Annotated in this window: 24 protein-coding genes and 2 tRNA genes; 10 read left to right on the top strand and 16 right to left on the bottom strand. The window is 68.2% G+C overall.

Annotated elements, in window-relative coordinates; genetic code table 11:
- Positions 1-95 precede the first annotated feature (95 nt).
- Positions 96-3,530, top strand: a complete 3,435-nt coding sequence (locus RCAP_RS06010; protein WP_013066939.1) for a pyruvate carboxylase — start codon at positions 96-98, stop codon at positions 3,528-3,530.
- A 51-nt stretch (positions 3,531-3,581) separates the two neighbouring features.
- Here RCAP_RS06010 and RCAP_RS06005 read toward each other — a convergent pair whose 3' ends face one another.
- Positions 3,582-4,724 carry an alpha-D-ribose 1-methylphosphonate 5-triphosphate diphosphatase gene (locus RCAP_RS06005; protein ID WP_013066938.1) on the bottom strand — a complete coding sequence of 381 codons (1,143 nt, stop codon included), beginning with the start codon at positions 4,722-4,724 and terminating at the stop codon, positions 3,582-3,584.
- A 53-nt stretch (positions 4,725-4,777) separates the two neighbouring features.
- On the opposite strand from RCAP_RS06005, the gene RCAP_RS06000 reads away from it, so the two are divergent.
- Entirely contained in the window at positions 4,778-5,485 is a 708-nt protein-coding gene (locus tag RCAP_RS06000) for a DUF1045 domain-containing protein (protein WP_023911191.1), read from the top strand.
- Here the strand turns inward: RCAP_RS06000 and phnN are convergent.
- The 4 genes from phnN to RCAP_RS05980 are packed head-to-tail and all read right to left on the bottom strand — an operon-like array spanning position 5,452 to position 8,360.
- A complete protein-coding gene (gene phnN / locus RCAP_RS05995) occupies positions 5,452-6,006 on the bottom strand; it encodes a phosphonate metabolism protein/1,5-bisphosphokinase (PRPP-forming) PhnN (protein WP_013066936.1) in 555 nt (184 codons plus the stop codon). The two genes, RCAP_RS06000 and phnN, sit on opposite strands and share 34 nt — an antisense overlap.
- A complete protein-coding gene (phnL, locus tag RCAP_RS05990) occupies positions 6,003-6,686 on the bottom strand; it encodes a phosphonate C-P lyase system protein PhnL (protein ID WP_013066935.1) in 684 nt (227 codons plus the stop codon). The genes phnN and phnL overlap by 4 nt, the downstream gene beginning before the upstream one ends.
- A 4-nt stretch (positions 6,687-6,690) precedes the next feature.
- Positions 6,691-7,497, bottom strand: a complete 807-nt coding sequence (phnK, locus tag RCAP_RS05985; protein ID WP_013066934.1) for a phosphonate C-P lyase system protein PhnK — start codon at positions 7,495-7,497, stop codon at positions 6,691-6,693.
- Positions 7,497-8,360 (bottom strand): alpha-D-ribose 1-methylphosphonate 5-phosphate C-P-lyase PhnJ, encoded by an 864-nt coding sequence (locus RCAP_RS05980; RefSeq protein ID WP_013066933.1) that lies wholly within the window; start codon positions 8,358-8,360, stop codon positions 7,497-7,499. The genes phnK and RCAP_RS05980 overlap by 1 nt, the downstream gene beginning before the upstream one ends.
- 28 nt (positions 8,361-8,388) lie before the next feature.
- Here RCAP_RS05980 and RCAP_RS20025 point away from each other — a divergent pair, with 28 nt between their 5' ends.
- Entirely contained in the window at positions 8,389-8,511 is a 123-nt protein-coding gene (locus RCAP_RS20025) for a hypothetical protein (protein ID WP_023915282.1), read from the top strand.
- Between the two features lie 2 nt (positions 8,512-8,513).
- Here the strand turns inward: RCAP_RS20025 and RCAP_RS05975 are convergent, their stop codons facing one another.
- From RCAP_RS05975 to phnG, 3 genes are read right to left on the bottom strand one after another with little or no spacing between them, the layout of a single operon-like run.
- Positions 8,514-9,587, bottom strand: a complete 1,074-nt coding sequence (locus RCAP_RS05975) for a carbon-phosphorus lyase complex subunit PhnI (RefSeq protein ID WP_013066932.1) — start codon at positions 9,585-9,587, stop codon at positions 8,514-8,516.
- Entirely contained in the window at positions 9,587-10,153 is a 567-nt protein-coding gene (gene phnH, locus RCAP_RS05970; protein WP_013066931.1) for a phosphonate C-P lyase system protein PhnH, read from the bottom strand. The genes RCAP_RS05975 and phnH overlap by 1 nt, the downstream gene beginning before the upstream one ends.
- A 2-nt stretch (positions 10,154-10,155) precedes the next feature.
- On the bottom strand, positions 10,156-10,602 hold the full coding sequence (gene phnG / locus RCAP_RS05965; RefSeq protein ID WP_013066930.1) for a phosphonate C-P lyase system protein PhnG: 447 nt from the start codon (positions 10,600-10,602) through the stop codon (positions 10,156-10,158).
- Between the two features lie 77 nt (positions 10,603-10,679).
- Between phnG and phnF the strand changes: the two genes are divergently transcribed.
- The gene (gene phnF / locus RCAP_RS05960) at positions 10,680-11,414 is read left to right on the top strand and encodes a phosphonate metabolism transcriptional regulator PhnF (protein ID WP_013066929.1); all 735 of its coding nucleotides are present in this window, start codon (positions 10,680-10,682) and stop codon (positions 11,412-11,414) included.
- Here the strand turns inward: phnF and RCAP_RS05955 are convergent.
- The 6 genes from RCAP_RS05955 to RCAP_RS05930 all read right to left on the bottom strand — a co-directional run bounded on the left by RCAP_RS05955 (position 11,393) and on the right by RCAP_RS05930 (position 18,414).
- Positions 11,393-12,019, bottom strand: coding sequence for an LbetaH domain-containing protein (locus RCAP_RS05955; RefSeq protein WP_013066928.1), 627 nt, complete (start codon positions 12,017-12,019; stop codon positions 11,393-11,395). The genes phnF and RCAP_RS05955 overlap by 22 nt on opposite strands.
- 3 nt (positions 12,020-12,022) lie before the next feature.
- Positions 12,023-13,357, bottom strand: a complete 1,335-nt coding sequence (gene phnE / locus RCAP_RS05950; RefSeq protein WP_013066927.1) for a phosphonate ABC transporter, permease protein PhnE — start codon at positions 13,355-13,357, stop codon at positions 12,023-12,025.
- Entirely contained in the window at positions 13,354-14,208 is an 855-nt protein-coding gene (gene phnE / locus RCAP_RS05945; RefSeq protein WP_013066926.1) for a phosphonate ABC transporter, permease protein PhnE, read from the bottom strand. The genes phnE (RCAP_RS05950) and phnE (RCAP_RS05945) overlap by 4 nt, the downstream gene beginning before the upstream one ends.
- Before the next feature lie 77 nt (positions 14,209-14,285).
- A complete protein-coding gene (gene phnD, locus RCAP_RS05940; RefSeq protein ID WP_013066925.1) occupies positions 14,286-15,209 on the bottom strand; it encodes a phosphonate ABC transporter substrate-binding protein in 924 nt (307 codons plus the stop codon).
- Between the two features lie 42 nt (positions 15,210-15,251).
- Complete coding sequence (phnC, locus tag RCAP_RS05935; RefSeq protein WP_013066924.1) at positions 15,252-16,073, bottom strand: phosphonate ABC transporter ATP-binding protein; 822 nt, start codon at positions 16,071-16,073, stop codon at positions 15,252-15,254.
- 175 nt (positions 16,074-16,248) lie between these two features.
- Entirely contained in the window at positions 16,249-18,414 is a 2,166-nt protein-coding gene (locus RCAP_RS05930) for an esterase-like activity of phytase family protein (protein ID WP_013066923.1), read from the bottom strand.
- A 183-nt stretch (positions 18,415-18,597) separates the two neighbouring features.
- On the opposite strand from RCAP_RS05930, the gene RCAP_RS18365 reads away from it, so the two are divergent.
- A complete protein-coding gene (locus RCAP_RS18365; RefSeq protein ID WP_013066922.1) occupies positions 18,598-20,802 on the top strand; it encodes a methyl-accepting chemotaxis protein in 2,205 nt (734 codons plus the stop codon).
- Positions 20,803-21,043: 241 nt separating this feature from the next.
- Here the strand turns inward: RCAP_RS18365 and RCAP_RS05920 are convergent, their stop codons facing one another.
- Positions 21,044-21,241: a CsbD family protein gene (locus RCAP_RS05920; RefSeq protein WP_013066921.1), complete on the bottom strand. Its 198-nt coding sequence runs from the start codon at positions 21,239-21,241 to the stop codon at positions 21,044-21,046.
- A gap of 164 nt (positions 21,242-21,405) precedes the next feature.
- On the opposite strand from RCAP_RS05920, the gene RCAP_RS05915 reads away from it, so the two are divergent.
- The 4 genes from RCAP_RS05915 (at position 21,406) to hisH (ending at position 22,941) form a co-directional block, all read left to right on the top strand.
- A tRNA-Gly gene (locus RCAP_RS05915) sits at positions 21,406-21,480 on the top strand.
- A 54-nt stretch (positions 21,481-21,534) separates the two neighbouring features.
- Positions 21,535-21,609: transfer RNA gene (locus RCAP_RS05910), tRNA-Gly, on the top strand.
- Positions 21,610-21,712: 103 nt separating this feature from the next.
- On the top strand, positions 21,713-22,300 hold the full coding sequence (gene hisB, locus RCAP_RS05905) for an imidazoleglycerol-phosphate dehydratase HisB (protein ID WP_013066920.1): 588 nt from the start codon (positions 21,713-21,715) through the stop codon (positions 22,298-22,300).
- Complete coding sequence (hisH, locus tag RCAP_RS05900) at positions 22,300-22,941, top strand: imidazole glycerol phosphate synthase subunit HisH (protein ID WP_013066919.1); 642 nt, start codon at positions 22,300-22,302, stop codon at positions 22,939-22,941. Before hisB ends, hisH begins: the two co-directional genes overlap by 1 nt.
- 90 nt (positions 22,942-23,031) lie before the next feature.
- Here hisH and RCAP_RS05895 read toward each other — a convergent pair whose 3' ends face one another.
- Positions 23,032-23,241 carry a YgaP family membrane protein gene (locus tag RCAP_RS05895; RefSeq protein ID WP_013066918.1) on the bottom strand — a complete coding sequence of 70 codons (210 nt, stop codon included), beginning with the start codon at positions 23,239-23,241 and terminating at the stop codon, positions 23,032-23,034.
- Between the two features lie 129 nt (positions 23,242-23,370).
- On the opposite strand from RCAP_RS05895, the gene RCAP_RS05890 reads away from it, so the two are divergent.
- Positions 23,371-25,791: a heavy metal translocating P-type ATPase gene (locus RCAP_RS05890; RefSeq protein WP_013066917.1), complete on the top strand. Its 2,421-nt coding sequence runs from the start codon at positions 23,371-23,373 to the stop codon at positions 25,789-25,791.
- The last annotated feature ends 33 nt before the right edge of the window (positions 25,792-25,824 follow it).

Here is a 25,824-nt window from a genome sequence, read left to right as displayed (position 1 = left end):
CGATTTCGCAAGTTTTGCCTTGCGCCGCGTTGCGGCGCCGTTAGGTTTCGCCCTGACCTCCCGCTTTGCGGGCTGCGTTTTCGGGGAGATCTCAGATGTTCGAAAAGATTCTGGTCGCAAACCGCGGCGAGATTGCCATCCGCGTGCTGCGCGCTGCGAATGAACTGGGCAAGAAGACGGTCGCCGTCTATGCCGAGGAAGACAAGCTCAGCCTGCACCGCTTCAAATCCGACGAGGCTTACCGCATCGGCGCGGGGCTGTCGCCGGTGGGCGCCTATCTGTCGATCGACGAAATCATCCGCGTGGCGAAAGAGTCGGGCGCCGACGCGATCCACCCGGGCTATGGGCTTTTGTCGGAAAACCCCGAATTCGTCGAGGCTTGCGACCGCGAGGGCATCACTTTCATCGGCCCGAAAGCGGCGACGATGCGGGCTTTGGGCGACAAGGCCTCGGCGCGCAAGGTGGCGATGGCGGCGGGCGTGCCGGTCATTCCCGCGACCGAAGTTCTGGGCGAGGATTTCGACGCGATCAAGCGCGAGGCGGCCGAGATCGGCTATCCCCTGATGCTCAAGGCCAGCTGGGGCGGCGGCGGGCGCGGCATGCGCCCGATCCTTGGCCCCGATGAACTGGTCGAAAAGGTCCGCGAGGGCCGCCGCGAGGCCGAGGCCGCCTTTGGCAATGGCGAGGGCTATCTGGAAAAGATGATCCTGCGCGCCCGGCATGTGGAAGTGCAGCTGCTTGGCGACAGCCACGGCGGGCTTTATCACCTTTACGAGCGTGACTGCACCGTGCAGCGGCGCAACCAGAAGGTCGTCGAACGCGCCCCCGCCCCCTATCTGACCGAAGCCCAACGCGCCGAGGTCTGCGCGCTGGCGCTCAAGATCGGCAATGCGGTCGGCTATCAGAACGCGGGCACGGTCGAATTCCTGATGGATATGGACACGAGCAAGTTCTACTTCATCGAGGTGAACCCGCGCGTGCAGGTCGAACATACGGTCACCGAACAGGTCACCGGCATCGACATCGTGCAAAGCCAGATCCGCATTGCTGAAGGCGCGACCTTGGCCGAGGCGACCGGGGTTGCCGATCAATCCGGGGTGAAACTGAACGGCCATGCGCTGCAATGCCGGGTCACGACCGAGGACCCGCAGAACAACTTCATCCCCGATTATGGCCGTCTGACCGCCTATCGCTCCGCCACCGGCATGGGCATTCGGCTCGATGGCGGCACGGCCTATGCGGGCGGGGTGATCACGCGCTATTATGACAGCCTGCTGGTGAAGGTCACCGCCTGGGCGCAAAACCCCGATCAGGCGATCAAGCGGATGGACCGGGCGTTGCGCGAATTCCGCATCCGCGGCGTCAGCACGAACATCGACTTCGTCATCAACCTGCTCAAGCATCCGACCTTCCTCGACATGAGCTACACGACGAAGTTCATCGACACGACGCCGGATCTCTTTGCCTTCAAGAAGCGCCGCGACCGGGCGACGAAGATCCTGACCTATATCGCCGACATTTCGGTGAACGGTCACCCCGAGACCGCGGGCCGTCCGAAACCCGCGGCCGAGGCGAAACCGCCCCGCCTGCCCGCCCTGCGCGGCCCGGTCGTGCCCGGCACCCGCGACAGGCTCGACCGCGACGGGCCGAAGGCGGTGGCCGACTGGATGCGCGATCAGAAGAAGCTTTTGATCACCGACACGACGATGCGCGACGGCCATCAAAGCTTGCTCGCCACCCGGATGCGCTCGATCGACATGATCAAGGCGGCGCCGGTCTATGCGGCGAACCTGCCCGGCCTTTTCTCGGTCGAATGCTGGGGCGGCGCGACCTTTGACGTCGCCTATCGCTTCTTGCAGGAATGCCCCTGGCAGCGGCTGCGCGACATCCGCGCGCGCATGCCCAACATCCTGACGCAGATGCTTTTGCGCGCCTCGAACGGGGTCGGCTACACCAATTACCCCGACAATGTGGTGCAGTTTTTCGTGGCCCAGGCGGCGAAATCGGGCGTCGATGTCTTCCGCGTCTTCGACAGCCTGAACTGGGTCGAGAACATGCGCGTGGCGATGGATGCGGTCGTTGAAGCCAACAAGATCTGCGAGGGCACGATCTGCTACACCGGCGACATCCTGAACCCCGACCGGGCGAAATACGACCTGAACTATTACGTCGGCATGGCGAAGGAACTGGAGGCCGCGGGCGCCCATGTTCTGGGGCTGAAAGACATGGCCGGGCTATTGAAACCCGCCGCCGCCCGCGCGCTGGTGAAGGCGCTGAAGGAAGAGGTCGGCCTGCCGATCCATTTCCACACCCATGACACGTCGGGGATCGCGGGCGCCACCGTTCTGGCCGCGGCCGAGGCCGGGGTGGATGCGGTCGATGCGGCGATGGATGCTTTCAGTGGCGGCACCTCGCAGCCCTGCCTTGGCTCGATCGTCGAGGCCATGGCGCATACGGAGCGCGACACCGGCCTTGATATCGCCGCGATCCGCGCGCTTTCGAACTACTGGGAAGGTGTGCGGCATCAATACGCCGCCTTTGAAAGCGGTCTCGAAGCCCCGGCCTCGGAAGTCTATCTGCATGAAATGCCCGGCGGGCAGTTCACCAACTTGAAGGCGCAGGCGCGGTCCCTTGGCCTTGAGGAACGCTGGCACGAGGTGGCGCAGGCCTATGCCGATGCGAACCAGATCTTCGGCGATATCGTCAAGGTCACGCCGTCGTCCAAGGTCGTGGGCGACATGGCGCTGATGATGGTGGCGCAGAACCTGACGAAAGATGACGTGCTGAACCCGGCCAAGGACATGGCCTTCCCCGACTCGGTGGTGGACATGCTGCGCGGCAATCTGGGCCAACCGCCCGGCGGCTGGCCCGAGGCGATCGTGGCCAAGGTGCTCAAGGGCGAGACCCCCAGCACGGACCGGCCCGGCAAGCACCTGCCCCCGGTCGATCTGGAAGCCGTGCGCACGAAGCTTTCCGCCGAGATGGAAGGCCGCGCCGTCGATGACGAGGATCTGGCGGGATACCTCATGTATCCCAAGGTCTTCCTTGATTACATGGGGCGGCATCGGGTCTATGGCCCGGTGCGGACGCTGCCCACCCCGGTCTTCTTCTACGGCATGGCGCCCGGCTCGGAAATCTCGGCCGAGATCGACCCGGGCAAGACGCTGGAAATCCGGCTGCAGACCGTGGGCGAGACCGACGAGACCGGCGATGCCAAGGTCTTCTTCGAACTCAACGGCCAGCCGCGCGCGGTGCGGGTGCCGAACCGGCAGGTCAAGGCCGCGACCAAGGCCAAGCCCAAGGCCGATCCGGCCAATCCGGGCCATGTCGGCGCGCCGATGCCGGGCTCGATCGCCGCGGTGGCGGTGACGGTGGGGCAAAAGCTGCGGCCGGGGGATCTGATGCTGACGATCGAGGCGATGAAGATGGAAACCGGCCTGCATGCCGACCGCGAAGCCACGGTCAAGGCGCTGCATGTCGCCCCGGGGGCCCAGATCGACGCGAAAGACCTGCTGATCGAGCTGGAATAAGCCGGTCCGCACCGGAACAGGCAACGGGCGCCCCTTGGGCGCCCGTTTGCGTCAGCCGACGCGGCGCCCGCGCACCCAGACCCCGCGCAGCGCCGCCGTGCGCTCCACCCGATGCGCCCGGATCAGATCGGCGCGCAGCCCCGGCACGATCCGGCCGCGATCGCCCAGCCCCACCGCCTGCGCCGGCGCCGCCGTCACCGTGGAGAGCCCGCGCGCCACATCACCCCAGATGTCGCCCAGAAGCAGCGCCGCCGACAAAAGCGCCCCCGGCACGTAATCCGAGGACAGGATATCGAGCAGATCCGCCTCGGCCAGCGCCTGCGCCGCGACATTGCCCGAATGCGAGCCGCCGCGGATCAGGTTCGGCGCCCCCATCATCACCGCGATGCCATGGGCGCGACAGGCCTGCGCCGCCTCGAAGGTGGTCGGAAACTCGGCAAAGCGCACCCCATGCGCCCGCGACACCGCGACATGCTCGGCCGTGGTGTCGTCATGGCTGGCCAGCGCCGCGCCCAGACGGCGCGCGGCCGCCACCGCCCCCGCCTCATGCGCCGCGCCGTGCCGCGCCCTCAGCGCCTTTTCCTGCTCCACATGGGCCAGAAACTCCGCCTCGCTCAGCCCGTGTTTCTTGCGCACATAATCGCGCAGCTTCGAGAGGTCGCGAAACTGCCGCGCGCCGGGGGTGTGATCCATCAGGCTGACGATGCCCACCCGATCCTCGGGGCCGAATTTCGCCAGCTCGTCGAGCAGCGTTTCCGAACAGATCTCGGCGCGCAGATGCAGGTAATGCGAGATCCGGAACCCGTCGCGCGCCCGCATCTGCAGGATTTCATCGGCCAAAGCCCGGGCATATTCGCGGTAATCCGACCGCCCCGAGGTCCCGATCGAGCCCACCCGCAGCGCGTCGAACACCGTGGTGATGCCCACCGAACAAAGCTCGGCATCATGGGCGATGATCGCATCCGCATGCGGCCAGGCCACCTTCGGGCGCGGCTCGATATGGCGCTCCAGATTGTCGGTGTGCAGCTCGATCAGCCCCGGCGCCAGCAGATCGCCTTCGCAGTCAAGCGCCCCTTTCGGCACCGCGCGGCCCGCGCCGATCTCGGCGATCAGCCCGTCGCGCAGCAGCAGATGCCCGGGCCGCACCCCCTCGGGCAGAACCAGCATGGCATTGGCCAAAATCGTCTCGGTCATCCGTTTCTCCGGGGGTTTTGTTTGCAAACAGGGGTTTGGCAGGCGATTGTCACATGGCGGTGACGCTTTGGTGCGAAGGCGGGGCCATGATGATCAAACGCTACGCGCTTTATTTCGCCCCCGCCGAGGCGGGGCTCTGGCAGGCCGGGTCGGACTGGCTCGGCTGGGATGCCGCCAGCGGCCGTCCGACCGGCCAGCCTGCCATCGCCGGGCTCGCGGTCGCCACCGCGGCCCCGCGCAAATACGGCTTTCACGCCACGCTCAAGGCCCCGTTCCGGCTGGCCGAAGGGGTGACGCCCCGCGATCTGCACGCGGCCCTGGCCGCGCTGGCGGGCCAGCTTGCCCCGGTGCCCCTGCCCGGCCTTGCGGTGACCCGGCTGGGGCGGTTCCTTGCGCTTTGCCCGCAGCCCCAGCCCGAGGCGCTGACCCGCCTTGCCGCAGAGGTCGTCACGGCCTTCGAGCCCTTCCGCGCGCCGCTGAGCGTCGCCGAGATCGCCCGGCGTCAGCCCGACCGGCTCAGCCCCCGGCAAGCCGAGCTTCTGCACGCCTTCGGCTATCCTTATGTGTTCGAAGAATTCCGCTTTCACCTGTCGCTGACCGGCGATCTGGCGCCCGAGGAACTGGCCCGGCTTGCCCCCCTTGCGCAGGCATTCTTTGCGCCGCATCTGGCCCGACCGGTGCAGATCGACCGGCTGTGCCTGTTCGGCGAGGATGAGGGCGGGCGGTTTCATCTGCTGGCGGCGCAGGCGCTGGCGGGCTGAAGCGCCGCGATCAGCGCGGCGATCCCCGCCTCGGGCGGCCCGTCATTGACGATCCGCACCGCCCCGATCCCCGGCGGCAAGGCCAGCGCGGCGCGGTCAAGCCGCCGGGCGATCTCGGCCCCGTCTTCGCGGCCGCGCCCGGCCAGCCGCGCCTGCAGCACGGCGGGCGCGGCGGTGATCTCGATCACCCGCAGCTGCGGGAAGGCCGCCAGACATTCGGGCAGCGCCGCGCGCGAGCCGTTGAAGATCACGTCACGCCCCGCGGCCAGCGGCGCCAGCTCGGCCGCCCGCAGGCCATAGCCCAGCCCATGCGCGAGCCAGGACAGCGCAAAGCCGCCACGGCCCCGCAGCGCGGCAAATTCGGCCGCCGACAGGCTTTCGAAATCCTCGCTTTCGGCGGGCGGCCGGGTGATCGTGCGCCGCGCCCGGTGGATCTCGGGCCGCGCCGCGATCAGCCCGGCGATCAGCCGGTCCTTGCCCGCGCCCGAGGGGCCGACGATGGCGAAAAGCCGCCCGGTCATGCGACCCTCGCGGGGGTGAAGGCGGTGACATCGACCAGCCGGTCGGCGACCTGCGCGCGCGCGGCTTCGTCGTGGAAGATGCCCAGAAGGGCTGCGCCGCGGGCCCTGGCCTCGCCGATCAGATCGAGCACCACGGCGCGGTTGAGCGCATCAAGCGAGGCGGTGGGCTCGTCGAGCAGCAGCACCGGGAACGGATGGGCAAAGCCGCGGGCGATGTTCACCCGCTGCTGCTCGCCGCCCGAAAAGGTGGTGGGCGAGAGCGACCAGAGCCGCTCGGGGATGTTGAGCCGGGTCAGCAGCTCTGCCGCCCGGGTCAGCGCCTGCGGCTCGGGCGTGCCCAGCGCCAGAAGCGGCTCGGCCACGACGCGCAGGGCGGGCACGCGCGGCAGGACGCGCAGGAACTGGCTGACATAGCCCAGCCGGTCGCGGCGCAGCGCGATGATCTGCCGGGCCGTCGCCGTGGTCAGATCGAGCCCCCCCACCCGCAGCCGCCCCGTCTCGGCGCGGTAATTGCCCCAGATCATCCGCATCAGCGTCGATTTCCCGCTGCCCGAAGCGCCGGTCAGCGCCACGCATTCCCCCGCCGCCACGCGCAGCGATGCCCCCGCCAGCACCGGCAGCACTGCCGCGCCCTGATTGTGCAAGGTGAAGCTTTTGCACAGATTTTCGATCTCGATCATCGGCTCAGACCTGCAGGACAGAGGAAACAAGAAGCTGCGTATAGGCCGCCTGCGGATCGTCGAGCACCTGATCGGTCAGCCCCGCCTCGATCACCCGGCCGTCCTTCATCACCATCAGCCGGTCGGCCAGAAGCCGCGCCACGGCCAGATCATGGGTGACGAGGATCACCGCCAGACCCATCTCGCGCACCAACTCCCGCAGCAGATCCAGAAGCCGCGCCTGCACCGAGACATCAAGCCCCCCGGTCGGCTCGTCCATCAGGACCAGCCGCGGCCCGGTCACCAGATTGCGCGCGATCTGCAGCCGCTGCTGCATGCCGCCCGAAAAGGCGCGCGGCCGGTCGTCGATCCGGGCGGGGTCGATCTCGACCCGGCCCAGCCAGTCGGTCGCGGTGGCCCGGATCGCGCCGTAATGCCGCGCGCCGACCGCCATCAGCCGCTCGCCGACATTCGCCCCCGCCGTCACCCCCATGCGCAGCCCGTCGCGCGGGTTCTGATGCACGAAAGCCCATTCGGTGCGCGCCAGATGCCGCCGCTCGGGTTCTGCCATTGCCCGCAGATCGCGGCCACGATAAAGGATCCGCCCGGTATCCGCCGCCAGATGCCCGGCCAGACAGCCGAGCAGTGTCGATTTCCCCGAGCCGCTTTCGCCGACGATCCCCAGAACCTCGCCGGGGTAAAGATCAAAGCCCACATCGGCACAGCCGATCCGCGCCCCCCAGGCCTTGCCCAGACCCTCGACCAGCAAAAGCGGCCCCGCTTCCGGCTCCGGCTTTTTCTTGGCCCAAATACGCCCTTGCGCGCTCTCCATCACGCGGCCCCCTCCGACAATCGCCCCAGATGCCCGGCCGCCCGCCGCCCGGCGCAGAAATCGGTGTCCGAGCAGCAAAACATCCGCCCGCCCGCATCATCGGTGATCACTTCGTCCAGATAGCTGGTCCCGGCGCCGCACAGATCGCAGGCGGCCTCGGCCTTCGTCGCCTCGAACGGGTGATCCTCGAAATCAAGGCTGACCACGCGGGTATAGGGCGGCAGCGCATGGATGCGGCATTCCCGCCCGGCGCCGAAAAGCTGGATCGCCGGGCAATCGCTCAGTTTCGGATTGTCGAATTTCGGGATCGGGCTGGGGTCCATCACATGACGCCCCTCGACCAGCACCGGATAGGCATAAGAGGTCGCAATCGCCCCGTGCCGCGCGATATCCTCGTATAATTTCACATGCATCAGCCCGTAATCGGCCAGGGCATGCATCCGCCGCGTCTCGGCCTCGCGCGGTTCCAGAAAGCGCAGCGGCTCGGGGATCGGCACCTGAAAGACCAGGATCTGATCCTCGCTCAGCGGGGCTTCCGGGATGCGGTGGCGGGTCTGGATCAGCGTGGCGTCTTGCGTATGCGTGGTCGTGGCCACCCCCGCCGTGCGCTCGAAGAAGCGGCGGATCGAAACCGCGTTCGTGGTGTCATCGGCGCCCTGGTCGATCACCTTCAGCACGTCCTCGGGGATCAGGCAGGCCGCCGTCACCTGCACGCCGCCGGTGCCCCAGCCATAGGGCATCGGCATTTCGCGCGAGGCAAAGGGCACCTGATAGCCCGGCACGGCCAAAGCCTTCAAAAGGGCGCGACGGATCATCCGCTTGGTTGCGGCGTCAAGATAGGCGAAGCTGTAGCCCTCAGACATGATGGCCCCCGGAACAAGGAACGGACGGATGTTGCACTGGATCTTTTTCGCGGTGGCGGGCGCGTTCCTCGTCGGATCGTTCCTGCGCACCAAGGCGGGCGGCGATCCTCCCGGAGAGGACAGAACCGCGCCGGGCAAAGACGAAGACTGAGGTCATTGCCCCGCCCCCCCGGCCTCGCGGCGCAGGCGCCGGATCAGTTCCAGTTCGGACTGGAAATCGACGTAATGGGGCAGCTTGATATGCTCCAGAAACCCCGTCGCCTGAATGTTGTCGCAATGGCTCAGCACGAATTCCGCATCCTGCGCCGGGGCGCCGGTGGGGTCTTCGCCCAGTTCCTCCCAGCGCAGGGCGCGGTCAACGAGGCTCATGGAAATCGCCTTGCGCTCGGACTGGCCGAAGACCAGCCCGTAGCCGCGGGTGAATTGCGCCGGCTCGGACTTCGAGCCGGTGAACTGGTTCACCGTCTCGCATTCGGTCAGCTCGACTTCGCCGATCTCGATGGTGAGCCCGAGTTCGGGGATCTCCAGCTCGACCGCGCAAAGGCCGATGCGCAATTCGCCGACAAAGGCATGGGTGCGCCCGTAGCCGCGCTGGGTGGAATAGGCGAGACCGAGCGTGAAGCCCTCGTCCGCCCGCGCCAGCGCCTGCAGCCGCAAGGCGCGCGACGCGGGCAGCTCGAGCGGTTCGCGCGTCAGATCGGCGGGCGTTTCGGCGCCCGCGGTCACGGGTTCCATCAGCCCGTCGCGGTCGAGAAGCCCCAGCACATGCGGGCAGGCCTCGTCCGGGGCGGGGGCGCGGGCGGCGGGCGGCACCTCCCCCTCGGCCAAAAGCGCGAAATCCAGCAGCCGATGCGTGTAATCGAAGGTCGGCCCCAGCAGCTGCCCGCCCGGCACATCCTTGAAAGTGGCGGAAATCCGGCGCGAAATCTGCATCGTCCCGGTGTCGACGGGCAGGCTTGCGCCAAAGCGCGGCAGCGTCGTGCGATAGGCGCGCAGCAGGAACACCGCCTCGATCAGATCGCCGCGGGCCTGCTTGATCGCCAAGGCCGCCAGCTCGCGGTCATAAAGCGAGCCCTCGGCCATCACCCGGTTCACCGCGAGCGTCATCTGTTCGGCGATCTGCGCCACCGACAGCTCGGGCACGGCCCGATCGCCGCGGCGCTCCTCGGCCAGCCAGGCATGGGCGGCATCGATCGCCCGCTCGCCGCCTTTGGTTGCCACATACATCAGAGCGCCTCCACCCGGGTCGAGCGCGGCAGCGCCGAAAGGTCTGCCCCCGCGCAGAAATAGCAATCGAATCCCAGCGGATAGCGGGTGCGATTGGCGACAAAGGGGGCGATGGCGGGCAGGGCCGCATCCTGATGCGTTGCGATCCCCGGGCCGCGCAGCCGGGCATTGGGCGGCGTCAGCGCCGCCATCTCGACGATCAGCGTCACCGAGCGGTCGGGGTAATCCGGCGTGCCGGGGCGAAAGCGATCCAGCGGCAGATCCGCCCAGGCGCCAAGGGCAAAGACGGCCTCCTCTGGGGCCGAGATCGGCGCGGCGCAGTGAAAGGCGATCCAGCCGCGCAGGGCTTGCGTGTCAAGGCCGGGGGCAAGGAAAAGCGGCGTCGTGTCATCGACGAGCGTCAGCAGAACCGCCCCGGCGGCGGGCGAGAGCGGCGCGGGCGGCAGGGCCCCGGGGATCCGCTTCACCCGGCCCGGCCGCGCCATCGCCTGCAGGCAGGCGCGGAAGGCATGGGCCGCGTCGCGCGCGGGATCGGCGAAACCGCCGGACAGGGTTTGCGGGTCCATGATCAATCCTCTCCCCGAACCAGCGTGAAAAACTCGACCCGGGTCGCGGCGGCCTTTTCGGCGCGCTCGCGGCGGCGGGCGGCTTCTTCGGCGCGCAGCGGCGCCAGAACTTCGGCCGCGATCCGCGCGGCTTCGGCGCCCTGCAACAGCGCATCCGCCACCGCCGCGCGGGTGGCGTGATCCTTGTCGCGGCCCTGCACGAAAGCCTGCCCCACCCGGCCATCGGCCAGCCGCAGCGCGCAGCGCGTCACCGTCATCTCGCCCAGATTGAAGGGCGCCCCCCCCGCCCCCATCCGCCCGCGCAGCATCACCGCGCCCAGTTCGGGCAGGCGAAGCCAGTCGAAAGGCGGCAGATCGGGCAGCAATTGCGCCAGGCGCGGACCGGAGGCACGGGCCAGAAGCCCCAGATGCGCCGCGCGGGTCGTGGTGGTTTCGGTCAGACCAGACATCTTGCGGATTTGTCCAGATTAATATACAACTAGACAAATATTGCGGCGCCGCCGCGGATTCGGCCAGTGAAGTTTCGATGACAAGACGTGATCCGGTCTGGGCGGCGATTGCCGCGATCCTGCGCGCCGAGATCGGCTCGGGCGCCTGTCCCCCCGGGGCGAAGCTGCCGACCGAGGCGGCGCTGTCGGCGCGGTTCGGGGTGAACCGCCACACCGTCCGCCATGCTTTGGCCGCGCTCGCCGCCGAGGGGCTGGTGGTGTCGCGCCGCGGCGCGGGGGTGTTTGTGGCCCTGAGCCCGCGCGCCGATTACGCGCTGGGCCGCCGGGTGCGGTTTCAGGAAAACGTGCTGGCCTCGGGGCGCACGCCCTCGCGCCGGGTCTTGCGGCTGGAAACCCGCCCGGCCGAGCCCGCCGAGGCGGCGGCGCTGGGCGTTGACAGGGTGCATCTTTACGAGGGGCTCTCGCTGGCCGATGGCACCGTGCTGGCGCAGTTCCGATCCGCCTTTCCGGCCGACCGTTTCCCCGATCTGCCCGCGGCGCTGGCGCGGCTTGGCTCGGTCACCGCGGCGCTGGCCGAGATGGGCGTGGCCGATTACACCCGCGCCGCGACGCGGATCACCGCCAAGATCGCGCGCGGCCCCCGAGCCGGGCTGATGCACCTGCCCGAGGGCGCGCCGCTTTTGCGCACGGAAGCCGTCAATGTCGATGCCGCGGGGGTGCCCGTCGAATACGGGCTGACCTGGTTTGCGGGCGATCGCGTCGCGCTGACCGTCGCGCCCGAGGGGGGGGCTCAGCCGGGCAAACCCTCGTAACGGTCCAGGAAGTCCTCGGCCGGAAGGGCGCGGAAATCGGCAAGCCGCGCCCGCAGCGTGGCGTGATCCCAGTCCCACCAGGCCAGCGCCAGCAGCCGTTCGGCCACGGTCTCGGAAAACCGCATCCGCAAGGGCACGGCGGGGCAGCCCGCGACGATCAGGAAGGGGGGCACGTCCTTCGTCACCACCGCGCCCGAGGCGACGATGGCGCCGATGCCCACCGTCACCTCGGGCTTGATGATGGCGCCATGCCCGATCCAGCAATCGGCGCCAAGGGTGATGCGGCGCCCGGCCCGCTGCGCGAAAAAGGCGGCGTCATCAGCCACATCGTCCCAATAATAATGCGACCGATAGAGGAAATGATGCTGCGCGGCGTTGCGGAACGGATGGTCGGTCGGACCGATCCTTGTCATCGCGGCGATATTGGCGAATTTCCCCACCGTCGTGTTCGCGATATCGGCAAAGCGGTCGCAATAGCTGTAATCGCCCATCTCGACATGGATCAGCCGCGATCCGCGGCCGACCTCGACCCAACCGCCGAAGCTGGCGTTGACGATCTCGCAATCGGGTGCGATCCGCGGTGTCACGGGATGCAGTTTCGGCATGATCTACCCCTTGATGAAACGGGCCCGCAACCAGGCCGACAGGCTGTCCATCGCCATCACCATCACGATGATCAGGACGATGTAATAGCTGACCTCTTCCCAGTCCTTCTGGGTCTGGATCGCCTGGGTCAGCAACAACCCGATGCCGCCGCCGACCAGCGCGCCGATGACGGTGGCCGAACGGGTGTTGCTTTCCAGATAGTAAAGCACCTGGGACAGGATCACCGGCGCCACCTGCGGCACCACCCCGAAACGCGCCTGAGCCACCGCATCGGCGCCCGTCGCGGCGATCCCCTCGCGCTGCTTTTCGTCAATGTTTTCCAAGGCCTCCGAGAAGGTCTTGCCAAAGGTGCCGGTGTCGGTCAGCAAGATCGCCAGCGCGCCCGTCAGCGGCCCCGGCCCGAAGGCGCGGCTCAGGATCACCGTCCAGATCAGCCCGTCGATGCCGCGGAACAGATCGAAGATCCGCCGCAGGCCAAGCCGGATCAGCCGCCCCGGCGCGAAATTCGACGCCGCCAGAAAGGCCAGCGGAAAGGCGATCAGCGCCGCCCCGAAGGTGCCCAGGAAGGCCATCAGCACCGTCTCGCCCAGCGCCCAGACGACATCGCCATGCCGCCACATCCGGTTTTGCCAGATGTCGGCGGCCATCGCCGCCAGATTGGACCGCTCCGGTTCCAGCCGCGGCTGCCACAGCGCCAAAGCGGCCAGCTCGGCGGCGCTTTTGCCATGGAACGGGCTTTGCAGATCGAAGAAGAACAGCTCCCATCCGGGTTCGTAGCGCAGGGTTTCGGTGCGCGCGGGCGTCATCGAGAACCGCCACCACGGGCCGCGAAGATCGACCCGCGTCGCCGAAGCCGAGAGCCAGTCCGGGCGTGCCGCGCCCTCGGGCAGGGTGACGGCGATCCGCCGCCCCTCGCGGTTGACGCGGATCAGCCCGAACCCGGCGCGTTCGATCAGCGCGCCCTGCGCGACATAGGTGATGCGGGACCCGTCGGGCAGGGCAATCCGCGGCTCGGCGCCGTCCTGCACCCAGTCGGGAAACTGCCCGGGGGCATAGCGGCCCTTGGCCTCGCCCTCGATCGCGACCTCCAGCCCGGGCCTGCGACGATCAAGCGTCACATGGGTCTTGAAGCTCCAGAAATCGCCCAGCAGCACGGCGGCATTTTCCGGCCGCATCCGCGCCGCGATCCCGGGCAGATCGAAGCTGAAGAAGATCGTCGTGAGATAAAGGAGCAGCGCGACCGGCGCGGCCAGCAGCAGGGCACGACGGCGTGCAAGGCGGCGGGAGATCTCGGTGCGGGCCAGCAAAAGCGCGGGCGTCGGGGCAAGCGCGGTCATGCGGCGTGGCCCCCCTGCACCAGACGCGCGCGGGCGCGGTCGGACAGATGATCGACCAGAACGATGGTCAGGAACAGCAGCGCGAAGATCGCCACCACCTGATCGTAGCGCCCCTGCCCCCATTGCAGCGTCGTGCGCAGATCATAGCCGATGCCGCCCGCGCCGACGAAACCGAGGATCGCCGAGGCGCGGATGTTGATTTCAAAGCGCAAAAGCGCATAGGAGGACCAGTTCGGCGCCACCTGCGGCGCGACGGCGAACCAGATCCGCGCCAGCCATCCGGCCCCGACCGAGGCCAGCCCCTCGACCGGTTTCAGATCGGCATTCTCGGCAACCTCGGAGAACAGCTTGCCCAGCGCCCCCGCGGTATGGAGCGTGATCGCGATCATCGCGGGCACCGGGCCGCCGCCCAGAAGGAAGATCAGGACCAGCGCGATGACGATTTCGGGCATCGCCCGCATCACATCCATCCCGCGCCGGATCGGCACGACAAGCCAGGGCAGCGGCGCCAGCGCGCGGGCCGACAGCACCGCCAGCACCGCGGCGATCAGCCCGCCCAAAAGTGTGGAGACCGCGGCGATGTTCAGCGTCTCGATCAGCGAGGGCAGATACTGGCGCAGATAGCCGGGCAGATTGCGCCAGTCGCGCGCCGCCTCGGACAGGATTTCGATCGGAAAATCAAGAATATGCGCGATGCCATCGAGAAAGCCGCCGGCGTTGCGGGCATCGGCCGTGCGCCATCCCGACGCCATCAGCACAATGAACAGCACCAGCAGCAGGCCGCCATAGACCCGGCGCCTGCGCACCAGCGCCAGATACTCGGCCGTGGGAGAGAGCGCGGCAGCGGACATGAAACACCCTGTGTTCGGGAAATGGGACGGGGGCCGGAGCCCCCGCCCGCGCTTGCTGAAAGCTTTGGGTGCTGAAATCAGTTCCCCTGCGTCGCACGCCGGGTTTCGACGATGATGTCGTAGAAATCGGCGGTGATCGGCGCGAAGCCCGCGGTGTCGCCCGCCGCGACGCCATAGGCGCAGTCCTTGTCGCGGGCGTGCAGGCCCTTGACCAGCTCGACCATCTTCGCCTTGACCTCCTCGGGCAGGGCGTGGCGCAGCACCACCGGGCCTTCCGGGATCGGCTTCGATTTCCAGATTTCCACAAGGTCGTTCATGTTCACCAGCCCCGCATCGACCGCCTTGCGCAGCGCGCCCGAGTTGTAGCCGTCTTCCCAGTTGCCCTGGCCATCGGCCCAGGTCACGCCCGCGTCGATGTCGCCATTCACCACCGCGACGATGGTCTGCTCATGCCCGCCGGTGAATTTCACCGTCTTGAAATAGCCCGAGGCGCCATCGGCCAGATCGGCGCGGGTGATCGCGGGGTGGGTTTTCGGGATCTCGACCGAGGGGATCAGATAGCCCGAGGTCGAATTCGGATCGCCAAAGCCGAAGACCTTGCCCTTGGCGTCCTCCAGCTTGGCGATGCCGCTGTCTTTCCGGGCGATGCCGATCGAATGATAGGTGAAGGACCCGTCCAGATTGGTCTTCACCAGCGCCACATCGACCGCTTTCGGGTCGGTCAGATAGACCTTGGCATAGGCCGAGGCGCCCAGCCAGGCCATGTCGATGGTGCCGCCCAGAAGCCCCTGCACCACGCCGTCATAATCGGCGGGGGCAAACAGCTTCACCGGCACGCCCAGCGTGTCTTCGGCATATTTGCGCAGGCATTCGTTCGAATTCAGCCGGTCTTGCGCGTTCTCACCGCCCAGAAGGCCGATGTTGAACTGGGTGAGGCCCTCGGCATGGGCAGCCCCCGCAATCAGGGTCGTGGCAGCCAGAACGGCGGGAAGGATCTTCATGGTCGTCTCCGGTTGAACCCGGCCACCCCGGCCGGGAAAGGGTCAGGCGCCCAGCATCGCGCTGGCGTAATCGGCATCGGCGCGGGCATCGGCGGGGATCGCGGTCGAGGTCGCGGCCTCGTTGAAACTGGCGTCGGCGCCATAGATCTCGCGCGCGATGCCGGTCGACAGCTGGTCGGGGCGGCCGTCAAAGACGACGCGGCCGTCGCGCATGCCGATCACCCGGTCGCAATAGCGCCGCGCGGTATCCAGCGTGTGCAGATTGGCGATCACCATCCGGCCGTCCTCGGTCTGGATGCGCTTGAGCGTGTCCATGACGATCTGCGCATTCATCGGATCAAGGCTGGCGATCGGCTCGTCGGCGAGGATGATCGCGGGATCCTGCATCAGCGCCCGGGCGATGGCGACGCGCTGCTGCTGGCCGCCCGAGAGCGCCTCGGCGCGTTTGGCGGCCTGATCGGCGATGCCAAGCCGGTCAAGGATCGCCAGCGCCCGGGTGATCTCGGCCTCGGACCACAGATCGAAGATCGCCGCCAGCACCGGGCGACGGCCAAGCAGCCCGTGCAGCACGTTCGAGGCGACATCGCGGCGCGGCACCAGGTTGAATTGCTGGAACACCATGGCGCAGCGGCTTTGCCAGGCGCGTTTCTCGGCCCCCCGCAGCGTCGCGACATTGCGGCCCTGAAACAGGATCTCGCCCGCGCTGACATCGGTCAGCCGGTTGATCATCCGCAACAGCGTCGATTTCCCCGCGCCCGAGCGGCCGATGATGCCGACAAAGCCCGGACGGTCAAAGCGCAGCGACACGTTGTCGACCGCGCAGCGGCCCGCGAAATCCCGTGTCAGGTGTCGCAATTCCAGCATCTGTGCCCCCGGATCCAGCGTCGCGCCCTTCTCGCCTGCCCGGGCAACAGGGCGATGGCAGTTTGTTAAAGCTTCGGTAACGACATTCCCCCAACGACGCCTGCCGGGGCCGGGCAAAGGCAAACCCCCGGGCCTTGCGGTCCGGGGGGCGCCTGTCGTCGGGTTTTCGGGGGGGTTATTCGACCTTGCCGATCGACCAGAAGAGCGTCTCGCCCGAGCTGTCGTCAACGCCGTCATTGTCGGTGACGACGAAGCCTTCGCCCGCCGCGTCGATGGCGAAACCTTCCACTTTGTCAAGGATATAGCCGTTCCAGGCCGCCAGATCGGGCAGCAGGTCGCGCACCAGCTCCTTGCGCACCACCGGCAGCGGGCCGCCCAGAGCCGCGGGTTTCAGATCGGCCAGCGCGACGCGGTAAAGCCGCTTCACCGCCGCGGTGTCGGCCAGCTGGTTGTCGCGCTCGATCAGATAGGCGAAATCGCCGTGCAGGGTGATTTCCGAGAGCCCGACCCAGCCGCCTTCGGGCGCGGCCTCAAGCGGATACTGCACCGCGCCCCATGTTTCGGCCTCAAGATCATAGGCGACCAGCTTCACCGTCCCCTTGGGATCGTCTTTCCAGGGCCGCTGCACCGCGAGCCAGAGCCTGTCGCCCGCCAGCGCGATCCCTTCGAAGCCGAAACGGGTTTCGGCAGCGGCAAGCTCCGGCGGCAGGCCGATCTGCTGATCGATCGCCCCCGTCTCGTCCACATGCACGATGCCATGCGGGATCATCTTGTCCGTGCGCCCCTCGGTCGCCAGCCAGAAGCCGCCCTTGCCATCGCTGGCCAGCCCCTCGATATCCATCAGCTGCGCCGGATCGCCGCCCCGCGTGACCGTCAGCGCCGCGGTGATCCGCGCCGGTTTTTGCGTCGCATCAAGGGAATAGATCGTCGGCGCGGCCGAGAGGAAACTGTCCGAAGCGGCGAAAAGATGCCCGGGTTTCGCCGGATCGGCGCTCAGCGCCGAAAGCGCCGCCCAGCCGATCAAGGGCTCGGTGCCCGCGCTGGTCAGCGTCGGATAGGCGGCCGGGCCGTCCGAGAGCGCGTAAAGCATCACATGCGCCGGGGCGAGCCCGTCTTCGCGCAGATCGACCTCGTTCGCCGTCGCCAGAAGCCCGCGGGCCGGGATCGCCACCAGACCTTCGGGGCTGATCCCCGAGGGCAGGATCTGCAAGAGTTTCGGCGCCGCCAGATCGGCCAGATCATAGACCGCCACCAGCGAGGCCCGTTCGGCGGCAACGAAAAGCAGCTTGCGACCGTCGAACTCCGCCACCTCGACCGATTCGATCTCGACGCCCTTCTTGTTGCGCTTGTCGGGGTAATGGCCCAGCGCCGCCATCTCGCGCTCGAGGCTCGCCCCGGCTTCAAAGACGACGGTGCCGTCCTTCTTCCAGATCGTGAAGCCGCGCGAGCCGCCCTTCCAGTCGCCCTCGTTCGCGGTGACGAAATGATCGGTGTCGATCCATTTCACCGCATCGGGTTCGCGCGCGACCCCCTCTTTCTTGCCGGTGAAATCGAGCTTGCCGTCCTTCTTCGTGTCGATGCCCGCCAGATCGACGCTGCCCGCGGAAAAATGCGTGGCGAGCTTGCCATCGGCGCCGATCACCACGATTTCGTTGTTTTCCTGCAGCGTCACCACGATTTCGCCCGCGGTGTTGACCGAGACGAATTCGGGCTCGGGATCGTCGCCTGCCACCGCCGCAAGCCCGGTCAGCTCGATCTTTTGCAACCCGCCGCAATCGACCGCGCCCTTGGCCAGCGGCAGTTTCACCAGATAGCCCGCGGGCGCCTGCGGCAGATCGCCCTCGTTCACCTCCTCGTCGCGCTCGTTCTCGATCGCGACGGCCAGGAAGCTGCCCCCCGGGTCCTTGGCGACGGAATCGGGCTGCCCGCCCAGATCACATTCCGCCACGATCTTTTGCGTGGCCAGATCCACCGTCACCAGCTTGCCCGAGGGCCTGGCCTTGCTTTCCGAGGTGTTCACCCCGGCAAAGGCCAGATCGCCCAGCACCACCGTCGTCGTCGGCTCGCCGCCCATCGCCACCGTGCCCAGCGGTTTCGGCGCCGCCGGATCGGCGATGTCGATCAGCCCCAGAACGCCCAGCGGGCTGTCGGAATAGATCAGTTTCCGCCCGTCCTCGGTCGCGGTGATGATCTCGGCCGAGGAGGGTTTGGCCGCCTCGGCACCGGTGGCATTGAGCGGCGTGGCAAAAGCGGAAATGCGGTTGAAGCTTTGTTCGGCATGGGCGGGAAAGGCCGTGGCAAGCGCCAGCGCCGAGGTCAGGCAAAGGCTGCGAAAGGTCATGGATCGGTCCTGTCAGGTTGCGTCGCCGGACCATCCCCGCGGCACGTGACGGGGCGGTGACAAAGCGATGACGGTTTCATGTGTGACGCCCGGATGAAGTTTTGATGACAACACGCCGGGTTGTTCAGACTTGCTCAACCCCTTGGCCCAACACTTGGGCGCGCAAGGCAAAACAGGTGCGGCATGGCAGATTTTCGGGCTTATCTTGGCGGAATCGGGGTGCAGGTGGGGCTCTGCGCCGGGCTTTTCGCGCTGCTTCTGGCGGTGCTGGGCTGGACCTCGCATCAGGGGCTGTCGCGGTTTCAGGCGCAGACCCGCGCCATGGCCGAGGATCGGCTGCCCGATCTGCGCGCCACCAGCACGCTCGTGGCGCAGATCTCGGCCTTGCCGCAGGGATTCGCGCAGCTGTTGCAGGCGCCCGACACGGCCGCGGTCAGCGCCGCCCATGCCGCGCTGGCGGCCCGGATCGAGCGCTTCGCCGCAACCCCCGAGGCGGCGGCGGTGCCCGGGCTTGGCGCCCATTTCACCGGGCTGCAGGCGCGTCTTGCGGCGCTGACCGGGGCGCTTGCGGACCGGATGGCGGCCGAGGCGGCACTGGCGCAGGCATTGAAGGACATCGATTCGGTGCTGGCGACGGTGGTGACCGGCTTCAACGCCTATGAGCCGAAGGACGTGATCCGGCTGCGCACGGAAATCATCCGCATCCTGACCGAAACCGATCCGGCGGCCTTTGGCCCGCGCGGGCGGAAATTCGCCGAAGCGGCGGAAAAGGTCGCGCGCTCGGTGCCCGAGGCCAAGGCCGCGGGCCGCGCCCGGCTACTGGATCTGGCCGGCCCCGAAAGCGGGCTTGTCGCGCTGCGCCAGAACGTGCTGCGGGCCGGGGCCGAGGCCTCGGGCCGGGCCGAAGAGGCGTTGGCCGCGACCGAGGACATCACCACCGAGGTCACCGCAGCCGGTCTGGCGGTGATTGATTCGGCGGCCGCCGACATCGGGCGGCTGGACGGTGACGCCGAGCGCACGAACCGCGCCTTCAGTCTGGTGCTGGCGGGGGCGGTCGCGGTGCTCGTCGGGGTCGTGCTGGCGCTGCGGGCGCTGATCGTGCAGCCGTTGCGCCGTCTGACCGCGCGCACCCGCGGCCTGGCTGCGGGCGATCTGGGGGTGCTGGACGACATGCGGCGGCGCGGCGGCGAGATCGGCGCCCTGCAGGCGGCGCTGCTGATCTTTCGCGACATGCTCGCGCAGAATGCGCGTCTGGCCGAGGCGGCGCAGCAGGCCGCCGCCGAGCGGGAGGCCGACCACCGGGCGCAGATCGCGCGCGAACGCGCGGCCGAACGCGCCGAGGCCGCAAGGGCCGAGGAACGCCGCGCCGCCGAAGCCGAGGCCGAGGCCGCGCGCCGCGCGCTGGAAGCGGCAGCGGCAGAGGAGCGCGCGGCGCAGCTGGCCGAGCAGAGCCAGATCGTCGCCGCGCTGGAAACCGGGTTGCACCGGCTCGCCGCGGGGGATCTGACCGCGCGGATCGAGACCCCCTTTCCGCCGCATTCCGAAAGCCTGCGCGCCAATTTCAACGCCGCGCTGGATGCGCTTGCAGCGCTGGTGCGGACGATCCGGGACAGCACCGACGGGATCCTCTCCACCTCGGCGGCGCTCGACCGCGGCGCCGAGGAGATGTCGGCACAGGCCGCCCGGGCCGCCGCCTCGCTGGAAGAGACCGCGGCGGCGATGACCGAACTGGCGGGATCGTCGCGCACCGGGGCGGCGCGGGCGGCGGAAACCGCACAAAGCGCCGAACGGATGCGCGCCGACATCCAGACCGCGCAGGCGACGGTGAACCGGGTGGTCGAAGCGATGGGGCGGATCACTGCCTCGTCGGATGCGATCGCGCGGATCATCTCGGTGATCGACGACATTTCCTTCCAGACCAACCTTCTGGCGCTGAATGCGGGCGTCGAGGCGGCGCGGGCGGGCGAGGCCGGGCGCGGCTTTGCCGTCGTCGCCTCGGAGGTGCGCGATCTGGCGCAGCGCACCACCGCGGCCGCCGCCGAGATCGGCGGGCTGATCACCGAGGCCCGCAGCAAGGTCGGCGAGGGCGAAACCCTGGTCGGCGAGGCCGACCGCGGCCTTGCCGGCGCCGTCGCGGTGATCGAGGCGATCGTCGGCCATGTGCAGGATCTGGCGCAGCTCAGCCGCGAGCAATCGGCCAGCATCGGCGAGGTGACGGCGGCGACCGAGGTGCTGGATCTGGCGACGCAGAAAAGCGCCGAAGGGGTGGAGCGCAAGGCGCATTCGGGCCGCGATCTTCTGGCGGCCGCGCAAAGCCTGTCGCAGGCGATCGCGCGGTTCGATCTGGGATCGGGGGTCGCGCCCGCGGCGCCCTCGCGCGCCGCCTGACCGGCCAAGACCCTGCCGCGCGGCACCGGCCCCGATCGGGAAAGGGGGCCCTGCCCCCCTCTTTCTTCGGGAAGTTCCCCCCCCCCGGGATATTTGGCCCAAGGTGAAAGCCGCGCCCCGGGTTCATTTCCCCTTGGCGGAAATATCCCGGGGGGAGTCCCGCAGGGGTACCACAGCGCCCCCCCTCTTCGGGCGGACCGAGACAGCCGAAGGCCCCCGGTTCCGGTCCGGCACCCCTAGGTCAGAGTTTCGACAGGAAGTCGTCGACTTCCTTCTTCGCCGCCTCCTTGGTGCGGCCGTATTTCTGCTGCACGAGCCCCTCCAGACGCTCGCGCTCGCCCGCGATCTCCTCGATCTCGTCATCGGTCAGATCGCCCCATTTGGCGCGCACCGCGCCCTTGATCTCTTTCCACTTGCCTTCGATGATGTCCGTGTTCATGGCGGTCTCCTCTCGGTTGGAAGCGCGCGGCCCTTTCGCCGCACCCGACTTTCCAACGTCGCAAGGCCGCTTTCGGTTCCCGCAGCAGTTTTTCATCGAACCGTGCATTTTCCACTTGCAGCCCCCGGCGCGATTTCATAAATCCCCCCTCACCGAAAGGCAGCGCGGGCGTAGCTCAGGGGTAGAGCATAACCTTGCCAAGGTTAGGGTCGTGAGTTCGAATCTCATCGCCCGCTCCAATCGGAACCCGGTCGCAAGACCACACCTCAGGCCGCAAGGCCATCGCCAAGGATGCGGGCGTAGCTCAGGGGTAGAGCATAACCTTGCCAAGGTTAGGGTCGTGAGTTCGAATCTCATCGCCCGCTCCAGACGAAGAACCCTCCCCTCGGGGAGGGTTTCGTCTTTTCGGCTTCCGGCTTAACATCCGCCCCTGCCCGCCCTATAAGGCCCTGAAACCAAGAGGAGCAGCCGATGCGGACAGCCACGATCCATCGCAAGACCGCCGAGACCGAAATCTCGGTGACGGTGAACCTTGACGGCACCGGGGTGTACCGGAATGCCACCGGCGTCGGCTTTTTCGATCACATGCTGGATCAGCTCTCGCGGCATGCGCTGATCGACCTCGAGGTGACGGCCAGGGGCGATCTGCATATCGACGATCACCACACGGTCGAGGATACCGGCATCGCGCTCGGCCAGGCGCTGGCTGCGGCCTTGGGCGACAAGCGCGGCATCCGGCGCTACGGGCATTTCGTTCTGGCGATGGATGATGCGCAGGTCGCTTGCGCGCTCGATCTGTCGGCGCGGCCGTTTCTGGTCTGGAATTGCGACCTGCCGACGCAGAAGATCGGCACGTTTGACACTGAACTCGTGCGCGAATTCTTTCAGGCGCTTTCGACCCATGGCGGGATCACCCTGCATGTCGACCGCGTGCATGGGGTGAACAGCCACCACATCGCCGAGGCCGCCTTCAAGGCGGTCGCCCGCGCGCTGCGGATGGCGGTCGAGCCCGATGCGCGGATGGCGGGGATCCTGCCCTCGACGAAAGGGGCGCTGTGATGAGCCTGACGGTTCTGGTCGATTACGATTCTGGCAACCTGCATTCGGCGCAAAAGGCCTTTGAGCGCATGGCGCGCGAGGCCGGGCATGGCACGGTCGTCGTCACCTCCGAGCCCGATGTGGTGGCGCGTGCCGACCGGATCGTGCTGCCGGGCGACGGGGCCTTTCCGTCCTGCCGCGCGGCGCTGATCCGCCACAGCGGGCTGTTCGAGGCGGTGGACGAGGCCGTCACCCGCCGCGCCGTGCCCTTCATGGGGATCTGCATCGGCATGCAGATGCTGGCGACGCGCGGGCTGGAATTCGAGCCGACGCCGGGCTTTGGCTGGATCGGCGGCGAGGTGGTGCGGATCACCCCCGCGGAGGCCACGCTGAAGGTGCCGCATATGGGCTGGAACGATCTGGTTCTGGATCACGCCCATCCGGTGCTCGACGGCATCGCGACGGGCGATCACGCCTATTTCGTGCATTCCTATCATTTCGTCGTGGCAGACCCCGCGCATCGGCTGGCGCATGCCGATTATGCGGGCGCGATCACCGCGATCGTCGGGCGCGACAATATCGTCGGCACGCAGTTCCACCCGGAGAAATCGCAGCGCACCGGGCTGCGGATCATCTCGAATTTCCTGAACTGGAAGCCGTGAGAGGATTTCGCCTCGGCTTTCGCCGAGGCGACCCGGCGCTCCCGCACCCCCGAGGTATTTAGGGCAAGATGAGAGCGGGGCGGGATCGGTTTATTTCGCCTCGAAGGCGCAGCCGGTCTGGAAGCCGAGCTTGCCCAGCACCATCGCGGCGGGGCAGAAGCCGGTGAAGGCGGACTGGATCAGGTTCACGCCGATGAAGACGGTGAACCACAGGAACCAGGCCGACACGGTCCAGGTCAGCAAAACGCTGAGCAGAACCATGATCCCGGCAAAGACAAGAACGGCGCGGTCAAGGGTCATCGGAAGCCTCCGGTTGCGGATGTCATCACCCCTCAGATAGCATCACCGCCCTACAAATTCAAGTTCTCGAATGTTTCAACGCTTGACCTTGCCGCGCGGCGGCGCAACTGAAGGGCAAAGGAGAGCGCCATGGCCAGCACCAGTTTCATCGTCGAGGGAATGCATTGCGGCGCCTGCACCGGGCGGGTGGAGCGGGCGTTGCAGGCCGAAGCGGGGGTGACGCTGGCCGCCGCCAATCTGATGGCGCGCTCGGTCCGGGTCGAGTTCGAGGCCCCGGCGCGGGCGGAAACCCTGGCCGAGGCGCTGGCGCGGGCGGGCTATCCGATTGCCGAGGCCGAGACCTGTCTGGGCTTCGACGCCCCCCCCCCGGCGGACAGGGTCGTGTCCGCGCTGCAGGCGACGCCCGGGGTGCTCTCGGTCCTGCTTTTGCCCGAGGGCAGCGCCCGCGTCACCTATGCGCAGGGCACGGTGGCGCCTTCGGAACTGCTGCGGCGGCTCGACGCCATCGACGTGCCGGCCCGGGTGATCCGCGCGACGGCCGCCCCGGCCCCGGTGGCCGAGCGGCAGGCGGCCGAGGCGGCGCGGCTGAAACGTCAGGTCCTGCTGTCGGCGCTGCTGACCGCGCCGGTCTTCTTTCTGGCGATGGGGCCGCATCTTTACCCGCCGCTGCATCATCTTCTGGCCCGCCTGATCGGCGAGGACGGGATGCAGGCGGTGCAATTCGTCTTCACCACGCTGGTTCTGGCCTTTCCGGGCCGGGTCTTCCTGCGTCTGGGCCTGCCTGCGCTGTTCCGCCTTGCGCCCGAGATGAACTCGCTTGTGGCGCTGGGGGCGCTTGCCGCCTGGGGGTATTCGGCGCTGGTCGTGCTGGTGCCGCAGATCCTGCCGCCCGGCACGGTCGATGTCTATTTCGAGGCGGCGGCGGTGATCGTGACGCTGATCCTTTTGGGCCGCTGGCTTGAGGCGCGGGCAAAGGGGCAGGCGGGCGAAGCGATCTCGCGGCTTGTGGCGCTGCGTCCGGCGACGGCGCGGGTGCAGCGGCCGGAGGGCACCATCGAGCTGCCGGTCGAGGAACTTGCCCCCGGCGATCTGGTAGACCTGGCCCCGGGCGGGCGGGTGGCGGTGGATGGGATCATCACCGAAGGCCATGGATTTGTTGACGAAAGCATGCTGACGGGCGAGCCGGTCCCGGTCGGGAAAGCCCCCGGCCAGCCGGTCACCGGCGGCACGGTGAACGGCACTTCGGCGCTGGTCTTCCGCGTTACCGCGACCGGGGCGGATACGGTTCTGTCGCGCATCATCGCGCTGGTCGAGGCGGCGCAGGGGCAGAAACTGCCGGTGCAGGCGCTGGTCGACCGTGTCACCCGGGTTTTCGTGCCGGTGGTGATGGCGCTGTCGACCCTGACCTTCGCGGTCTGGGTCGCGCTGGGGCAAGGGCTGGCGCCCGCGCTCGTCGCGGCGATTTCGGTGATGATCATCGCCTGCCCCTGCGCGATGGGGCTGGCGACGCCGGTCTCGATCCTGGTCGGCACCGGGCGGGGGGCGGAGCTGGGCCTTCTCTTCCGGCGCGGCGATGCGCTGCAACGGCTGGCCGAGGTGCGCACGCTTGCCTTTGACAAGACCGGCACCCTGACCGAGGGGCGTCCGGCGCTGACCGATCTTTTCGTCCTTCCGGGCCAGACCGAGGCCGAGATTTTGCGCCTGGCCGCCGGGGCCGAGGCGCGGTCCGAACACCCGCTGGCCCGCGCCGTGGTGCAGGCGGCCGAGGCGGCGGGGATCGCCCCCGCCCGCGCCCGCAAGGTGATCGCCACCCCGGGCCGCGGCCTGTCGGCCGAGGTCGAGGGACGTCCGATCCTTTTGGGCAATGCCGCGGCCCTCGTCGAGGCCGGGATCGACCCCGCCCCGCTGCAGCCCACGGCCGAAGTCTTTGCGCAGGATGGGAAAACCCCGGTTCTGGTGGCGCTGGATGGTGCTCCGGTTGCCGTTCTGGCGCTGGCCGATCCGCCGAAAGCCCATGCCACTGACGCCGTCGCGGCACTGACGCGCGCGGGCGTCGCGGTGGCGATGATTTCGGGCGATGTCGCGGCGACGGCCGAGGCGGTCGGGCGGCAGCTGGGCATTTCGCGCGTCATCGCGGGGGTGCTGCCCGCGGGCAAGGTCGCGGCGCTGGAGGAGATGAAACGCGCGGGCGCGGTGGCCTTCGTCGGCGATGGCATCAACGACGCCCCTGCCCTTGCGGCGGCCGATGTCGGCCTTGCGCTGGGGTCGGGCACCGATGTCGCGATCGAGGCGGCCGAGGTGGTGATCGTCGGCGCCGATCCGCGCGGGGCGGTCCGTGCGGTTGCGCTCTCCAAAGCCGTGATGCGCAACATCCGGCAAAACCTGTTCTGGGCTTTCGCCTATAACGCCGCGCTGATCCCGGTCGCGATGGGCGTGCTGGTGCCCTTTGGCGGGCCCGGCCTGTCGCCGATGCTGGCCGCGGCGGCGATGTCGCTGTCGTCGGTTTTCGTCGTCACCAATGCGCTGCGTCTGCGCCGCGCCGCCGCCTGAGCATCGGCAAAACGCCGCCCATTGTCGCCCGGG

Source organism: Rhodobacter capsulatus SB 1003, assembly GCF_000021865.1.
GTDB classification, from domain to species: Bacteria; Pseudomonadota; Alphaproteobacteria; order Rhodobacterales; family Rhodobacteraceae; genus Rhodobacter; species Rhodobacter capsulatus_B.
The sequence above is the reverse complement of the archived record's forward strand: the minus strand, read 5'-3'. Positions and strand labels throughout refer to the sequence as shown.

Excerpts from the sequence above, each read along its gene's own strand:
- RCAP_RS06010 (WP_013066939.1), top strand. The coding sequence starts at position 96 with ATGTTCGAAAAGATTCTGGTCGCAAACCGCGGCGAGATTGCCATCCGC.
- RCAP_RS06005 (WP_013066938.1), bottom strand. The coding sequence starts at position 4,724 with ATGACCGAGACGATTTTGGCCAATGCCATGCTGGTTCTGCCCGAGGGG.
- RCAP_RS06000 (WP_023911191.1), top strand. The coding sequence starts at position 4,778 with ATGGCGGTGACGCTTTGGTGCGAAGGCGGGGCCATGATGATCAAACGC.
- phnN (WP_013066936.1), bottom strand. The coding sequence starts at position 6,006 with ATGACCGGGCGGCTTTTCGCCATCGTCGGCCCCTCGGGCGCGGGCAAG.
- phnL (WP_013066935.1), bottom strand. The coding sequence starts at position 6,686 with ATGATCGAGATCGAAAATCTGTGCAAAAGCTTCACCTTGCACAATCAG.
- phnK (WP_013066934.1), bottom strand. The coding sequence starts at position 7,497 with ATGGAGAGCGCGCAAGGGCGTATTTGGGCCAAGAAAAAGCCGGAGCCG.
- RCAP_RS05980 (WP_013066933.1), bottom strand. The coding sequence starts at position 8,360 with ATGTCTGAGGGCTACAGCTTCGCCTATCTTGACGCCGCAACCAAGCGG.
- RCAP_RS20025 (WP_023915282.1), top strand. The coding sequence starts at position 8,389 with ATGTTGCACTGGATCTTTTTCGCGGTGGCGGGCGCGTTCCTCGTCGGA.
- RCAP_RS05975 (WP_013066932.1), bottom strand. The coding sequence starts at position 9,587 with ATGTATGTGGCAACCAAAGGCGGCGAGCGGGCGATCGATGCCGCCCAT.
- phnH (WP_013066931.1), bottom strand. The coding sequence starts at position 10,153 with ATGGACCCGCAAACCCTGTCCGGCGGTTTCGCCGATCCCGCGCGCGAC.
- phnG (WP_013066930.1), bottom strand. The coding sequence starts at position 10,602 with ATGTCTGGTCTGACCGAAACCACCACGACCCGCGCGGCGCATCTGGGG.
- phnF (WP_013066929.1), top strand. The coding sequence starts at position 10,680 with ATGACAAGACGTGATCCGGTCTGGGCGGCGATTGCCGCGATCCTGCGC.
- RCAP_RS05955 (WP_013066928.1), bottom strand. The coding sequence starts at position 12,019 with ATGCCGAAACTGCATCCCGTGACACCGCGGATCGCACCCGATTGCGAG.
- phnE (WP_013066927.1), bottom strand. The coding sequence starts at position 13,357 with ATGACCGCGCTTGCCCCGACGCCCGCGCTTTTGCTGGCCCGCACCGAG.
- phnE (WP_013066926.1), bottom strand. The coding sequence starts at position 14,208 with ATGTCCGCTGCCGCGCTCTCTCCCACGGCCGAGTATCTGGCGCTGGTG.
- phnD (WP_013066925.1), bottom strand. The coding sequence starts at position 15,209 with ATGAAGATCCTTCCCGCCGTTCTGGCTGCCACGACCCTGATTGCGGGG.
- phnC (WP_013066924.1), bottom strand. The coding sequence starts at position 16,073 with ATGCTGGAATTGCGACACCTGACACGGGATTTCGCGGGCCGCTGCGCG.
- RCAP_RS05930 (WP_013066923.1), bottom strand. The coding sequence starts at position 18,414 with ATGACCTTTCGCAGCCTTTGCCTGACCTCGGCGCTGGCGCTTGCCACG.
- RCAP_RS18365 (WP_013066922.1), top strand. The coding sequence starts at position 18,598 with ATGGCAGATTTTCGGGCTTATCTTGGCGGAATCGGGGTGCAGGTGGGG.
- RCAP_RS05920 (WP_013066921.1), bottom strand. The coding sequence starts at position 21,241 with ATGAACACGGACATCATCGAAGGCAAGTGGAAAGAGATCAAGGGCGCG.
- hisB (WP_013066920.1), top strand. The coding sequence starts at position 21,713 with ATGCGGACAGCCACGATCCATCGCAAGACCGCCGAGACCGAAATCTCG.
- hisH (WP_013066919.1), top strand. The coding sequence starts at position 22,300 with ATGAGCCTGACGGTTCTGGTCGATTACGATTCTGGCAACCTGCATTCG.
- RCAP_RS05895 (WP_013066918.1), bottom strand. The coding sequence starts at position 23,241 with ATGACCCTTGACCGCGCCGTTCTTGTCTTTGCCGGGATCATGGTTCTG.
- RCAP_RS05890 (WP_013066917.1), top strand. The coding sequence starts at position 23,371 with ATGGCCAGCACCAGTTTCATCGTCGAGGGAATGCATTGCGGCGCCTGC.